Consider the following 14,748-nt stretch of genomic DNA (forward strand, 5'->3'; position numbering starts at 1 on the left):
TATCGCTGCAGTCCGTTCCATGCACGAGACCGCCGCTCCTGCTGCCGCTTTCGTATCTTCCGCGGCATCCGTTATCACTTTTCTCAGCCTGAGTTCCCGAAACACTCCTTCACTTCCCCCGCCAGATACAGCGATCCGGCGATCAAAGTCAGATCGTGCTCCCCGTGAATGCGGAACAGACGGTTTAACGCCTCTTTCACATCCGGACAAACCAGGATTTCCGTTTTTTTCCCGCATTCCTGATCGGCAAGCACTTTTGCCGCCTCCTCCAGTTCCCTGACGGAAAGCGTCCGATGGGACTCCATCTTCGCAAGGATCCAGAAATCCGGCTGCAGACGCTCTCTGATCTCAGCCAGCATCTCCGGGTACTTCTTGTCCGCGGAGACCGCAAACAGGATCCTCACATGATCCGGATCCCGCAATTTCTTCAGCCTGCAGGCCGCATCCAGGAACGCCCGGATCCCATCCTCATTGTGCGCCCCGTCAAGGTATACGCCCGGACAGATCTGTTCCATCCGCGCGGGCCATTTTGCTTTCCGAACCCCTGCCTTCGCCTGCTCCGGTGTCACAGGAAGTCCCGAGATATCTAACGCCCGGATCGCCAGCGCCGCGTTCATAAACTGGTAAGGCGCCTCAAACGGGATTTCAAACAGCACATCTCTTCCGCGGTAAGACAGCTCCAGCAGATTTCTGTCCAGCCGGGCAGCCGTATCAGCCTCCATACCCGCGAGACGGGTTCGGATCCCGCGACCTGCCGTCTCCGGCGTCACAGGAAACTTTTGTACTCCCAGCTCCTCAGCCTTCGCAGAAATCACCGCTGCCGCCTCCGGAGAACTGCAGTCATATACTACAGGATGGCCCCGCTTTATGATCCCCGCCTTGTGCGCCGCGATCTCCGCGATCGTCGATCCCAGAAACGCCGTGTGATCGATGCTGATGGACGTGATGACCGAAACAAGCGGATCCTCCACCACGTTCGTCACATCATATGTACCTCCCATTCCCGTCTCCAGGACCAGAACCTCCACACCGGCATTCCGGAAAATACAAAGTCCCATGTAAAACAAAAACTCAAAGTAGGTAGGATGAAGCGTTCCCCGCGCAGTCCATTTCTCACAGGCAGCCTGCACCTCCAGAAACGCCCTTACAAAATCCGCCTCCGGGACCATCACCCCGCCGATCAGAAACCGCTCCCGGATATCCACCAGATGCGGCGAAACAAACGTTCCGCACGGGATTCCCGCTTCGCAGAGCATCGATGTCAAAAAAGCACAAACCGAACCCTTTCCGTTCGTCCCGGCAACATGGATCACCTGAAACTCCCGGTCCGGATCGCCCAAAAGCCCGAGAAACTCCCGTATCTTCGGGATCCCGCTCTTCTTCCTCGCATACCCCGGGATTGCCTCGATCTGATCCCACGCCTCCTGCATCGTTATGTACTCCAAGAAAACTCCTCCTCGTCGTGACCTGCTTCTCTCACATATGATACCCGTTTCTCATCAAATTTGCAACCTGAACCTGTCGGAACAATTCGACGCATTCCAGCAAAACTCACCACACATGGACATTCACCGCCATCACCGAGCAAAGCGCCCGGGAGCTTAGAGGAACCATCCCCGCATCCCCGGGCACTCCTGTCCGGACGCTCACCGCGTACTTCCGCCAACCTCTCAGACAACCTTCCCTTCAAAACAGAACAGCCACAGGTAATAAACACCTGCGGCTGCCCCTATATCATCAGCACTTTCGCGCTATCACTTACTTTCCAAGCTGCGCCAACCGAGTTTTCACCTGCTCCATCATCTCTGTATACTTCTGAAGCTTCGCTCTCTCCTCATCGATCTTCGCCTGCGGCGCCTTGCTCACAAACTTCTCATTCGCAAGCATTCCGTTTACACGCGCAAGCTCCTTCGTAAGACGCTCCTCTTCCTTCTTCAGGCGCTCCGTCTCTTTCTCGATATCAACAAGCTCCGCAAACGGCATATAGATCGCTGCCTTCGGGATCACTGCGGATACGGCATCCTCGCCGATTCCTGTCTTATCCTTCTGGATCACAACCTCATTCGCAGAAGCAAGCGTGCTGAAGAATACACGGCTGTTCTCAAAAATCTTTGTGAGATCAGCATCCTCAGTCACAACGAACACCTTCGCCTTTCTGCTCGGCGGAACATTCATGGATGTACGCACATTACGGATCGCGCGGACAGCCTCCTTGATGACCTCGACTGCATGCTCATCCTCGGCGAAATTCCACTCTTCCTTATATACCGGCCAGGAGGAGATCATGATGGACGGCTCATCATCCTGTAAATTGCAGAAGATCTCTTCCGTGATGAACGGCATGAACGGATGTAAAAGCTTTAAGGAATTGATCAGGACTGTCTTTAATGTCCAGATCGCCGCTGCCTTCGTCTGGTCCTCATCGTTCCAGAGACGCGGTTTTACCATCTCGATGTACCAGTCACAGAACTCCTCCCAAACGAAATCGTAAACCTTCTGGAGGGCAATTCCGAGCTCGTACTTGTCCATGTTTTCCGTAACTTCCTTCGCAAGATCATTGACCTTGGAGAGGATCCATTTATCTGCTGCCGTAAGGTCACTGAGCTTCGCCTCGCCTGCCGGTGCCTTCTCGATATTCATCATGATGAAACGGCTCGCGTTCCATACCTTGTTTGCGAAGTTTCTGCTCGCCTCGACTCTCTCCCAGTAGAAACGCATATCGTTTCCAGGAGCATTTCCTGTCATAAGAGTCATACGGAGAGCATCTGCACCGTACTTGTCGATGACTTCCAGCGGATCGATCCCGTTTCCTAAGGACTTACTCATCTTGCGTCCCTGGGAATCGCGGACAAGGCCGTGGATCAGGACCGTATTGAACGGGCACTCGCCGGTCTGCTCAAGTCCGGAGAATACCATACGGATGACCCAGAAGAAGATGATGTCGTATCCGGTAACGAGAACGTCTGTCGGATAGAAATACTTCATCTCGTCGGTCTCCTTCGGCCAGCCGAGTGTGGAGAACGGCCATAATGCGGAGGAGAACCAGGTATCGAGGGTGTCCTCATCCTGCTTTAAGTGTGTGCAGCCGCATTTCGGGCACTTCTCCGGCATCATCTTTGCAACCGTCATCTCACCGCACTCTTCGCAGTAGTAAGCCGGGATCCTGTGGCCCCACCAGAGCTGCCTGGAGATACACCAGTCGCGGATTCCCTCGAGCCAGTGGAGATATGTTTTTCCGAAGCTCTCCGGAACGAATTTTAATTTGCCGCTCTTTAATGCCTCGATCGCCGGTTTTGCCATCTCGTCCATCTTTACGAACCACTGCGGTTTTACCATCGGTTCTACGGTCGTGCCGCAGCGGTCGTGGGTGCCGACATTGTGGCTGTGCGGAACAACTTTCACGAGAAGTCCCATTTCCTTCAAATCCTCGACCATGGCTTTTCTCGCCTCATAGCGGTCCATGCCGAAGTATTTGCCCGGAACATTGATCGTCGCATCGTCGTTCATGATGCAGATCTCTTCCAGGTTGTGGCGTTTTCCGACCTCGAAGTCGTTCGGGTCGTGAGCCGGTGTGATCTTTACGCAGCCGGTTCCGAATTCCTTGTCAACATACTCATCTGCGATCACCGGGATCTCGCGGTCTGTGAGCGGAAGCTTTAACATCTTTCCGATGATGTCTTTGTAGCGCTCGTCCTCCGGATTTACGGCAACGGCTGTATCGCCGAGCAGTGTCTCCGGTCTTGTCGTCGCAATCTCAACGAATCTTCCCTCTTCGCCTACGATCGGGTAGTTGATGTGCCAGAAGAAGCCGTCCTGCTCCTTGTGCTCAACCTCAGCGTCGGAGATGGATGTCTTGCAGACCGGGCACCAGTTGATAATCCTGGATCCTTTATAGATATATCCTTTCTCATAGAGGCGTGTAAATACCTCTAAAACAGCCTCGGAGCAGCCTGCGTCCATCGTGAAGCGCTCTCTGTCCCAATCCGCGGAGGAACCGAGTTTGTGGAGCTGCTTGATGATCCTTGTGCCGTACTCCTCTTTCCACTTCCAGGCCTCTTTTAAGAATCCCTCACGTCCGAGGTCGTTCTTGTTGATGCCCTCTTTCTTTAACTTGTCGATAACCTTGACCTCGGTAGCGATGGCTGCGTGGTCAGTACCCGGCTGCCAGAGTGCCTCGTAGCCCTGCATTCTCTTGTAACGGATCAGGATATCCTGCATCGTGTTGTCAAGAGCGTGTCCCATATGAAGCTGTCCTGTGATGTTTGGCGGCGGCATTACGATCGTGAACGGCTTCTTACCCTCACGTCTTCCTCTCTCCGCATCTGCATGAAAATACTTGTTGTCCAGCCATTTCTGGTACAGGCGGTCTTCAATGTCCGCCGGATTGTAGGTCTTTTCCAGTTCTTTCATGGTCTTCTCCTTATTCTTTTCTACATCTGTTTTCTTACGATGGCATATTCATCATCAAGCTGGTAGAACCCGCAGGAAAAATCACTTCCCCGAAGGAACGCAGACATCTCGTCCTCGTCCAGATCTGCCTCGCAGACGTAGTAGCCATACTCTTCATCATATGTGTAAAAGGCGCAGGTCTCGCAGTTTGTGATTTGTACTTTTTTCTGTTTGGAATCTTTCTTTGTCATCGTTTTGTACTCCTGTTGCCGGTGCCTTTTGTTTTTCCGGAAATCCTGCCGGACTTTCCCGCTAAAACAAAAACGCCCTCTGCACATTCATGCAAAGGGCGAATCACCGCGTTACCACCTTTATTCACCATCCCCAGGACCTTCCGATCCTTCAGACAGTATCTCATTTGTTCTTAACGAGGTTTCTCCCCGGGAACAGCTACTTTCCGTTCACTGCTCCGGCTCCGAAGCTACCTTCCATTTCCGCATTCCCAAACCGTCTTCCAGCCAATGGACAGTTCTCTCTGGAGGCGCAAAAAATGTACTCCTCTTCTTCCCAGCTTTTCACTTGTTTCCCAGACCGGCTCTTTCTTTCATCCGGTTCGCTTCACAGCCGCAAATATTTTCCGACTGCTCTTTCCTAATATAGTAGAATCCTGATAAAATGTCAAGGAAAAAGTCAGCAAAATCCACCACTGTCCCTGTATCACACAGGATTTTCCGGTCCAAAAACTTCTGCCCGTGAAAATGATCTTACAGCATTCTCCTGTATTCCATCTTCCAGCGGTTCAGCACATCCCCCGCCGCCGCGATCCGGCCAGCCGGGTCTTTCTCGAACACAGCGGCAAGTTTTAAGGTCTCCGGCGCTTTTTCCGCCTCTTCCCTTGCCTCCTTCACTTCCTGATCCCAGACTTCCTTGTCATCCTCCCCGATCATCTCCTGGAACTTATCTTTTAATTTAAGCTCCGGATTCAGCGCCGTGAGGAAGTACATGCGCTTCACATACTCCGCCTCCGCCTTTGCATTCCAGGCGTTCTCGTAGGCATGCATCGCCTTCTGGTAGCAGAAAAGCTTCGCATAGCAGGCTGCAATGTTGTTCCAGACTTTCCCGCGGAAATCCCCGGAGAGATGGCGTCCTGCCCCGTCTAAGATCTGCTCGTAGATCGTGACTGCTTTTCCGAAGAGATCAAGACCGTAAAAATAATCCGCACGGCGTTTCTTGTATTCTTCCTCCGTGAGTTTCTTTAATCCGTTTACCGTCTGACGGTAAGCAGCCTGCTCCTTCGGGGAATAATAGTTGCACTCCTGAAGGATCAGATACAGGATCTCCTCCGTCGCACCGCGGCTCTCCATCCATTTTTCGATCTTCTCCGCGAGGAACGGCATGCGCAGCTCACTCCGGAGGAACTCCGTGAGGCGGCTGTCGATAAAGTCCTCCAGAACCAGCAGCGGGTTATTGTAGATCACATAGCAGAGCTCCTGGGAAGAATAGATATGGATCCCAAGATCTTCGATATAAAGAGGAATCTTCACAGGCTCCTGTCTGCAGAGAATCAGACTCATAACGTCACCTCCTGTCGGACCACCGCGTCCGTCTTCGGGAACAGCTCCCCGAATCCCTGGTCTGTGAGCTTGACCACCATCGTCTTCTCATCGAGGAAGCCGACAGCCACCCGGATCTTCGTCGTCTTATTCGGACGCTCCGGGAATCCGTCAAGGGTAACCTTCACCTGGCGTTTCTTTTTCGGCTCCTGCTGCGGCGTGATCGTAAACGTGATCTCACGTTCCCCGTCCGGGATCACTTCGACCACACTTCTCGCCTCATACCAGCTCTCACCGGCAGATGCCAGGACGAGCTCCGACTTCGCGTCCCGCTTCATGACCTCCATGGAGACCGTGGACCATAATTTGCCCTCACAGAGGCAGACAAATGACGGGGAATCGCTCTCGTTTAAGTATTCCTCCGCCTTCATGGCAGCGCCCTTCGCAAAGAGAGCCGTCTCCACAAAGACTCTTCTCCTGTTGCAGATCTGTTTCATGAATTCCGGCGCCCAGTCTGTTCTCGCAAAGCCTTTTCCCGTCAGGAAGATCGAGGAAAAGATCTTTTTCTGCAGAAAACGCTCCCCGCAGGCGCAGAGGATCTTATCCGCCATCTTTGCCCCGGAGCCTGTATCCAGGACGCTCAGGCTAAAGCCCTCTTCCAGCTCCTCGTGCTCCGCCATGGCCGTCATCTGGCGGGGTCCTCTCGTGACCTTCAGTTCATAGTAGCGCAGATCTTCATCCGACAGGGAGAACATCCCCACCTGGCCTCCCCAGACGTCTCTCCTCTGGTTTAACACATAGTGGACAAAACATTCCGTGTGGCTTGCGATATGGATGCATCCCTTCGGAACGCCTAGGGCCTCCACGCTAGCCGTAAGACCTTCTAAAAGCTTCATCTCCATGTTTTTCAGGCTGATGACCAGCTCGTCGATCTTCTGCCCGCCGTACTCTGCCCGGACCATGGCGAGGATGCTGCCCAGGAATCTCTGCAGCAGCTCCATTCCGCCGTATTTCACGCCTCCGATAGTGGACGTTCCTTCTTTTGCCGCCAGGCTCAGGAGCTTGTCAACGATGACTCCCTCGCCCACCAGCGTATATTTGTACGCATCTTCCCCCACATACCACTCTTCCGCAGCCTTCTTTCTGCAGATGACGGTCGGGAGCATCCACGCATCCTCACGCCCCAGGACAGCTGCCTGGGTGTAGTTATCGCAGAGGTCGATGCCAATGATCAGTTTCTCCATTCCTTTGTCCTCGTTACGCCAGACGGAACAGTTTTTTCGCGATCTGACTGTCCGTCACATATTCTGTCATGCTTTCTTTCAATTTCCGGTCATCCTTCATTCCGAGATAGAGATTCATGGAATTCAGAGCCGTAAAGCGGTTGCCTTTGTCCCCGGTCGCCGGTTCGCTGCAGGTCACTTCGCCCTCCGCCTTCTTCACCATCGTTCCGTCCTCATTCTCCCAGATCTCGTATTCCATGATCTCGCCGTCAAATAAGAGCTTCTGACGCACATAGATCCCCTTATAGACCATGTTCATCTCTTCCTCATGGAACTCTTCCTCATCCGGCAGGATCCGGATCTTTAAGATCGGTCTTCCGTCCGGCCGTCCATGGTACTCAATGATCTCCTTGTCCATGACTTCGCCCGGCATTTCCACATATCTCGCCAGATCCTTATACCACGCAAATACCATGCCGCGTGCGGAGAGAATATCCATCATCCGGGAGAGAAGCTCTTTCTGCTCCTCGGAGATGGATGCCTGGCCAGAGTAGAATTTTGCCAGTGCCAGAAGATAGATTTCCGGGACTTTCCGAAGCTCCATCCCATGGATTGCGCCTTCCAGGTACGCAAACACTTTATCCCCCGGGACGACATCCCACAGAAAATACTCCGTACACTTCACCGTAAAGTACGCCTTCACAATCACATCGCTGGTCTCTTTTCTCGACGCATAGAGATCAAATACCGTGTCCATATGTTTCTCACAGCCGGAGAACAGGTACTGGGCAAGCAGGCGCTCCTCCAGATCGTATGTCTCCACATGGTTCTTCACAGCCTCCGCAAGGATCCGGTACATGGATTCGCCACTGCCGTTATAATGTTCACAGAGATAATCAAGGATCACGCTGTCTCCGTGACCGTCCGCGAATACGCGGCCCGCGAGGTGGAGAAGCAGCTCATCCTCCTCGAACATCCGGTCCAGGATCAGCTGGGATACAAGGGCCGCAAGCCGTTTCACGCGGATCTGCTCCTCGCCGAACTCTTTGATCATCTCGTAGGCCTGGACCATGTAACTCTGGACGATCAGCGTCTCGCAGACATCCACACGCTCCGGTCTGGAGAGTGTCTTTTTATCAAGTTTTAAGAGGTACGCACCGCCCTCCGCGTCCATCACCTCATCATCGCCTGAGAGAGCCGCGCGGTAATAGGAAATGATCCTCGTCAGCATCTTCTGCTGATAGGCAGGTTTCACCGGGAGGTTGTCCAGAGCCGTCTCGAGCTCAGTCACATCCTCTTTATCGAGATCTTTTTTCTTCATGATCTCTAGGCACGCCTTCATCTTTAACATCGGGTGCTCCGGATACATCTCAAAGCATTTTTCTTCCAGTTCTTTCTCGTCGAGAACCGGTTCTTTCGTATATTCCACGTCCAGATACCTGTTTCCGAAGGTATCCTGGAACATGATCACACTGTCCTCAAAAAACAGCGGAACATAGGCCGTCTGGTCCTGCAGTGGGTAAGCGTCCTCGCCGGTCAGGATCTCGTTGGAGACGATCACATATTTCATCGCCGAATCTTTGACCCGGATCCGGTTCGCCTTTAAGATCCCCGGTAAGACCCGCGCCACCTGTTCATCGATGATGTCCCGGTAGATGATATGTTTGTAGATCACCGCGAGTCTCTTATTGATCCGGGACTCGAACAGCTGCTCCATGGCAAACTTTTCCATCTCGCGCTCGTATTTTTTATAGAGCGGATCATCCTGAGGAATATAGGCAGCCACGTTCGCGTAGAGAGCCGCCCGGCTCTTCTGGTCCAGGTGGGCGCTCTCGTAGGAGAAGTATAAAAGGACCTGGCGCGGCATCATCTGCTCGTAGGAATCCGGAAGCGCATAGAGGAAATATTCATAGATCCTCGTGAGACTGATCTCCTGGCTGATCCCCTTTTCATACCACGAAAAGCTCTCTTTTCCGCGGACATTTCCCTTGATCAGGAGACAGCATACCGCAGTCAGCATCTCCTTCGTCGGATACTTTTCATAAAGCTTTGCGAGCAGTCTGTAATACAGGCGGTGGAAGAATTTCGCCCCCGGCGCCAGCGCACAGATCCGCTCCGCCAGTTCCTCCCCCACAAGTCCGTTCATCGCCCCGTAGTAGAGAGCGTGGATCTCAAAGACATCCATCGTCTTTAAAAGCTCCGGGTTCTTCCCGAAAAGCCGGATCGTCTCGATATAGAGGAACGGGCTGCGGCAGCCGTTCTTATACTGCATCTTAAAGCTCTCCGCGAGCGCTTCCTCCTCCTCATACATCTCCGGCATCATTTTCAGCTGTAAAAGCTGCAGATAAAATCTTCCGTTGGCATCCTCCAGTTTCTTCCGGAACAGGCGGATCACCGCGTCCTTTTTCTCCTCATCCGGCTCCAACCGGTACTGAAGGTACTGATAGTAGCAGTAAAGTGTTCCGAGACGGTCTCTCAGAACCGCGACCGTCTCCCAGGAATCATCCAGGCATAACGCTGCCTGATCCGGTCTTCCCGCATCCAGATACGTCTCCGCCTGGAGTAAGGACAGGATCACGGAACCGCCGTTTGCGCCGCGGATCGCATCCAGCTCATTCTGGATCTTTCCGAGAACGAGTTTTTTGTCGTAAAGTCCGCTCTCATAAGCTTCGCGGAGTTTCATATACCGGCAGACACCGGCCTTGCTGATCTCGCCCTCGGCGCGCTTTTTCTCCGGTTCCTCTCCCATCGCCTCGATCCGGATCACCGTATCTCCGTGGACCGTGAGAAGACGGATCGCACCCAGGTTCTTTCCGCGGTGCATCCGCTCCGGATGGATCCGGAAGCGGAGATCCAGACGGTCATCCTCAAAATCCGCCTGAGTGATGACTTTTTTCGGGATCTCGATGAAATCACCGTCAGCACGGACTTCCATATAGATATATCCCCAGGTGTTCTTCCGGAGGACTACTTTATCGCTCACGATATCCTTCGGTCTGTCGTAGACCTTTTTCGCCGTCGAAAGAGTCAGTTCGATCGGCTCCTTCACGCCTGCTGCCAGGAAGAACTCTTCCAATGCATTCTGGCGGTTTCCATGTCCCTTCAATCCCTCATAGATCGTGCGGATCTTCAGGTCCTTAAAGAACGGCGCTTCCGTAAAATCCCGGTACTCCATAAGTCGCAGCGCCAGATCCATATCTCTTTTTGCCAGCTCCACAAAGTCTTCCATCGTCTTCAGGGTTGACAGGACACGGACGGACTCGATCATCTCGACACGAAAAAGAAAAGGAACCTCCAGTTCTCCGCTGTTCGTGACAAGCGTGAAGTTTCCCCTGATCAGGTCTCCGTTCTCGCACCAGGAGGTGTCGACCTCGTAGACAATATGGTTTCTTAAGCCTCCGAAGGCACTCTTTAAGATCCTTACACGGCTGTGGCTTGAGTAGGCAAGACCTTTGATATACAAATTATTCTCGCTTGCCAGGTATAGTTCTCTTTTATAAACTGTATCGCTCCCCAGAGTCTCCTCGACCTTCGCAGGTTCAAGGAACAGCTTCGGCGTCTCCGCGTCCACGATTCCTCTGGAAAGGCGCATGATCCGTTCTCTCATATATTCATTCACCTTAAATTCATTATCCGATACCCGCTCGCTCTGCGCCCCGCGCTTTTGCGATCTGCTGAAATATTCGTGGTATCATCATAGCACATTTTCCGTTCAAATTCACTACAATTTTCGACCTTTTTCATGGGAAGCCGGAAAAAGGACTTGAATCCGTTCAGTGAAACCTGTAAAATAGATGTATTCGCAAAGATTTTTACAGACTCTAAAATAAAGGAGCAACCCCTATGTTATCTGATCCGATCACGCTCTACAAACTGATGATCTTATATATGCTGGACCATGTCAACTTTCCGCTGACAAACTCCCAGCTCACGGATTTTTTCCTGGATCATGAATATACAACGTATTTTACGCTCCAGCAGGCATTAAATGAGCTGAAAGAGGCGGGGCTGATCCGGATGGAATCCACCCACAATTCCTCCCGCTACGAGATCACAAAAGAGGGTGACGACACGCTCTCCTTCTTCGGAAACAATATCTCCCCCGCGATCATCGAGGATATCGACAGCTACTTAAAAGAGAACAAATTCCGCCTCCGCAACGAGGTTGGCGTCATCTCCGACTTCTATAAATCAACAAACCAGGACTACATCGTTCACTGCGAAGTCCGGGAGGGAAAATCCATTCTCATCGGCTTCGATCTCTCCGTCCCCGACAAAGACCAGGCTGAGACGATGGCCAGCCACTGGAAGGAGCGGAGCCAGGAGATCTACTCCTATGTGATGAAAACGCTGATGAAGGGATGATATTCAAAAGCGGCATTTCCACAGATCATGTTCTGTGGCAATGCCGCTTTTTTGTTTACATTCTCTTATTCCTGTTCCTTCTTTGCGTTTTCCGCTTCCTTCGCAGCCTTTTTCGCAGCCCATTCCGCGGCTTTCTCCGCCTGGATCTCCTCCTCGGCGGTCAGAAGATCTTCTCCGGCAGCCATCTTGTCGATGAGCGTCCAGATATCCTCTCTTCCCTGCTTGGTCTCAGCGGAGAACGGGATCAGGATATCCTGTTTCTCCATTCCGAGACCGGTCCGGATGAGTTTTACCTGTTTCTGGATCTGGCTCCGCTTGATCTTGTCAAGCTTCGTCGCAATGATGACCGGGCGGAAGCCGTTGTAAACGATCCAGTCGTACATAGTCTTATCGTTGGCAGACGGCTCATGACGGATGTCCACGAGAAGGAAGACGCATTTTAACATCTGGGACTTATGGAGATAATTCTCGATCATCTTGCCCCATTTTACCTTCTCAGACTGCGGAACTTTCGCGTAACCGTAGCCGGGGAGATCCACGTAATAGAGATCTCCGTTGATGTTATAAAAGTTGATCGTCTGGGTCTTTCCCGGCTGGGAGGACGTTCTCGCCAACGCTTTCCGGTTCATGAGTGCGTTGATCAGGGAAGATTTTCCCACGTTTGATTTTCCCGCGAACGCGAACTCCGGCAGCGTATTCTCCGGCAGTGTGCTCGTCACACCGCAGACGGTCTCAAGTTCCACATTTCTGATAACCATTCCTATTCTCCTTCTATCTGGCTGGTGCAGCTTTCCTGTATCACGCGAACGCTTCGCGCACCACGTCGTCCATGGTCTTCACGAACACTATCTCCATGCCCTTCGTGATCTCCTTCGAGATCTCCGCCATATCCGGCCGGTTCTTGTCCGGCACGAGCACCTTCTTCATATGTGCCATTCTCGCCGCAAGTGTCTTTTCCTTTAAGCCTCCGATCGGCAGTACACGCCCCCGCAGAGTGATCTCGCCGGTCATTGCAACGCTGGCGAGGACCTTTTTGCCGGTCACTGCGGAGAGCATCGCAGTCGCCATTGTGATGCCCGCGGACGGGCCATCCTTCGGCACCGCACCTTCCGGAATATGAAGATGCAGATCATGTTCCTTAAAATATTTGCTTTCCACACCGTACCGGTCAGCCACAGATCTTACATACGTCAGTGCGATCTGCGCGGATTCCTTCATGACATCGCCCATCTGGCCTGTCATCTGGAGTTTTCCGTCGCCCGGCATCACATTCACTTCGATCTGGAGAGTATCCCCGCCAACGCTGGTCCATGCGAGACCTCTCACGATCCCGACTTCATCCTCCTCGTTGGCATTCTCGAAGGTGATCTTTTCTTTTCCGAGATACTTCTGAAGATTTCCCTCTGTGATATGCACAGATTTCCGTTTTTTCTCAAGGAATTCTCTTGCCGACTTCCGACAGATCTCGCCGATCCGGCGCTCTAAGTTCCTGACTCCGGCTTCCCTCGTGTAGTTGTGGATGATCTTTTCCAGCGCTTTATCGCTGAAGGAGAGCATTTCCCCTGTGAGTCCGTTTCTCTCTAACTGCTTCGGAACGAGATATTTCTTCGCGATATGGAACTTCTCATTCTCCGTGTAACTGGACACTTCAATCACTTCCATACGGTCAAGGAGCGGTCTCGGGATCGTGGACACATCGTTGGCCGTCGCGATAAAGAGGACTCCGGAAAGGTCTAACGGGATTTCCAGATAGTGGTCGCGGAATTTCCCATTCTGCTCTCCGTCAAGGACCTCAAGGAGCGCAGACGAGACATCTCCCCTGTAGTCCGCGGAGACCTTATCGATCTCGTCCAGGAGCATCAGCGGGTTCGCCACGCCTGCCTGGCGCATCGCATCGGCGATCCGGCCCGGCATCGCGCCGACATACGTCTTTCTGTGGCCGCGGATCTCCGCCTCATCGTGAATGCCGCCGAGGCTGATCCTTACATACTTCTTTCCGAGCGCGCGGGCCACGGATCTCGCAATGGAGGTCTTACCTGTTCCCGGCGGTCCCACAAGGCAGAGGATCGGGCTTGTGCCTTTCTTTGTGAGGGCGCGGACCGCAAGGAATTCCAGAACGCGGTCTTTTACCTGCTCCAGACCATAGTGATCTTCCTCCAGCACTTCCTTCGCATGGATGATGTCCTGATTGTCCCTGGACGTCTTCTTCCACGGCATCTCGAGGACCGTCTCGATATAGGTGCGCAGGACATTTGCCTCCTGGCTTCCGCCCGGCATGCCTTTGAAACGCTGGATCTCTTTTTTGATCTTCTCCTTTGTCTCCTTATCCGCATTCAGCTTTTCAAGCTGTTCCAGATACCCGTCAGCGTCCTCCGCCCCGGCATCATCTCCCAGCTCCTCACGGATGACCTTCAGCTCTTCCCTCAGGATGTAGTCGCGCTGGTTCTTATCGATATGTTCCTTTACTTTTCCCTGATAATCACGCTTGATCATCAGGATCTCGATCTCACGCATCAGATAATACACGATTCGGTCGTAGAGGTGGCTTACATAGTCACATTCCAGAAGCTCCTGCTTTACAGCAAAATCCCACGGGAATTCGTTCGCTGTCTGGGTCAGGAGCGGCTCCAGGTCTGTGATCACGAGGAGACTTCCGATAAAGTCCTTCACCGCCTTCGGGTTCGCGTTTCCAAACTCCTCAAGTTTTTCCTTGACGATCCGGCTCATCGCTTCCTTCACGGTATCCGAGAGCTGCTCCTCCTGCATCGGAGCGTCCTCGATCTCCGCCTCCAGATACTGTCCGTCTTCGAACAGTGTGAGAAGAGCCGCTCTCTCTAATCCTTCCACCATCACGCGCAGGATCCCGTTCGGCATTTTCACGATCTGTTTGATCTGGGATACTGTTCCCATCTGATACAGATCTGCGGCCGTCGGCACCTCCTGCTGTGGATTCCGCTGCGTCACAAGGTAGACCTTCTGGTCTCCCATCATGGCTGTCTCCACCGCGCGGACAGATTTTTCTCGGCTGATATCAAAATGCTGCACCATTCCCGGGAGGATCGTAAGTCCCCGGAGTGCCACAGCCGGCATCGTAATTTTCTTATCTTCCATTCATTTCTCCTGAGCGGAAATCCGTTTCCGACATTCCGATCGTCGTGATTTCCGCCTTTTTCTATGAGACAGTTTCAGACAGGTCAGCGCATCCCATCGGATAATGC

Annotated in this window: 9 protein-coding genes and 1 other annotated feature; of the genes, 1 reads left to right on the forward strand and 8 read right to left on the reverse strand. The window is 52.8% G+C overall.

Going from position 1 to position 14,748, the window contains the following annotated elements; genetic code table 11:
- Nucleotides 1-83 precede the first annotated feature (83 nt).
- From GPK90_RS09330 to GPK90_RS09355, 6 genes are all read right to left on the reverse strand, one after another.
- Nucleotides 84-1,445, reverse strand: coding sequence for a bifunctional folylpolyglutamate synthase/dihydrofolate synthase (locus tag GPK90_RS09330; protein ID WP_215702820.1), 1,362 nt, complete (start codon nucleotides 1,443-1,445; stop codon nucleotides 84-86).
- 313 nt (nucleotides 1,446-1,758) lie between these two features.
- On the reverse strand, nucleotides 1,759-4,410 hold the full coding sequence (locus GPK90_RS09335) for a valine--tRNA ligase (RefSeq protein ID WP_215702821.1): 2,652 nt from the start codon (nucleotides 4,408-4,410) through the stop codon (nucleotides 1,759-1,761).
- Between the two features lie 20 nt (nucleotides 4,411-4,430).
- Nucleotides 4,431-4,640 carry a DUF6472 family protein gene (locus GPK90_RS09340; RefSeq protein WP_021906052.1) on the reverse strand — a complete coding sequence of 70 codons (210 nt, stop codon included), beginning with the start codon at nucleotides 4,638-4,640 and terminating at the stop codon, nucleotides 4,431-4,433.
- Between the two features lie 91 nt (nucleotides 4,641-4,731).
- Nucleotides 4,732-4,967: a binding site (T-box leader), on the reverse strand.
- A gap of 186 nt (nucleotides 4,968-5,153) precedes the next feature.
- Nucleotides 5,154-5,963 (reverse strand): hypothetical protein, encoded by an 810-nt coding sequence (locus GPK90_RS09345; protein ID WP_118320898.1) that lies wholly within the window; start codon nucleotides 5,961-5,963, stop codon nucleotides 5,154-5,156.
- Entirely contained in the window at nucleotides 5,960-7,186 is a 1,227-nt protein-coding gene (locus GPK90_RS09350; RefSeq protein ID WP_118296843.1) for a DUF5716 family protein, read from the reverse strand. Before GPK90_RS09350 ends, GPK90_RS09345 begins: the two co-directional genes overlap by 4 nt.
- A gap of 13 nt (nucleotides 7,187-7,199) precedes the next feature.
- On the reverse strand, nucleotides 7,200-10,772 hold the full coding sequence (locus GPK90_RS09355; RefSeq protein ID WP_215702822.1) for a DUF5717 family protein: 3,573 nt from the start codon (nucleotides 10,770-10,772) through the stop codon (nucleotides 7,200-7,202).
- Between the two features lie 236 nt (nucleotides 10,773-11,008).
- Between GPK90_RS09355 and GPK90_RS09360 the strand changes: the two genes are divergently transcribed.
- Nucleotides 11,009-11,530, forward strand: coding sequence for a DUF4364 family protein (locus GPK90_RS09360; protein WP_118296847.1), 522 nt, complete (start codon nucleotides 11,009-11,011; stop codon nucleotides 11,528-11,530).
- A 65-nt stretch (nucleotides 11,531-11,595) separates the two neighbouring features.
- Here GPK90_RS09360 and yihA read toward each other — a convergent pair whose 3' ends face one another.
- Both yihA and lon read right to left on the reverse strand, forming a co-directional pair.
- Nucleotides 11,596-12,288 (reverse strand): ribosome biogenesis GTP-binding protein YihA/YsxC, encoded by a 693-nt coding sequence (yihA, locus tag GPK90_RS09365; protein ID WP_118296849.1) that lies wholly within the window; start codon nucleotides 12,286-12,288, stop codon nucleotides 11,596-11,598.
- A 40-nt stretch (nucleotides 12,289-12,328) separates the two neighbouring features.
- Entirely contained in the window at nucleotides 12,329-14,641 is a 2,313-nt protein-coding gene (lon, locus tag GPK90_RS09370; RefSeq protein WP_215702823.1) for an endopeptidase La, read from the reverse strand.
- Nucleotides 14,642-14,748 lie beyond the last annotated feature (107 nt).

This window comes from Clostridium sp. MCC344, from assembly GCF_018785365.1.
GTDB lineage: Bacteria > Bacillota > Clostridia > Lachnospirales > Lachnospiraceae > Pilosibacter.

Bases quoted from the DNA above. Each gene is read 5' to 3' on its own strand.
- lon (WP_215702823.1), bottom strand. From the start codon at position 14,641: ATGGAAGATAAGAAAATTACGATGCCGGCTGTGGCACTCCGGGGACTT.
- GPK90_RS09345 (WP_118320898.1), bottom strand. From the start codon at position 5,963: ATGAGTCTGATTCTCTGCAGACAGGAGCCTGTGAAGATTCCTCTTTAT.
- GPK90_RS09335 (WP_215702821.1), bottom strand. From the start codon at position 4,410: ATGAAAGAACTGGAAAAGACCTACAATCCGGCGGACATTGAAGACCGC.
- yihA (WP_118296849.1), bottom strand. From the start codon at position 12,288: ATGGTTATCAGAAATGTGGAACTTGAGACCGTCTGCGGTGTGACGAGC.
- GPK90_RS09355 (WP_215702822.1), bottom strand. From the start codon at position 10,772: ATGAGAGAACGGATCATGCGCCTTTCCAGAGGAATCGTGGACGCGGAG.
- GPK90_RS09360 (WP_118296847.1), top strand. From the start codon at position 11,009: ATGTTATCTGATCCGATCACGCTCTACAAACTGATGATCTTATATATG.
- GPK90_RS09340 (WP_021906052.1), bottom strand. From the start codon at position 4,640: ATGACAAAGAAAGATTCCAAACAGAAAAAAGTACAAATCACAAACTGC.
- GPK90_RS09350 (WP_118296843.1), bottom strand. From the start codon at position 7,186: ATGGAGAAACTGATCATTGGCATCGACCTCTGCGATAACTACACCCAG.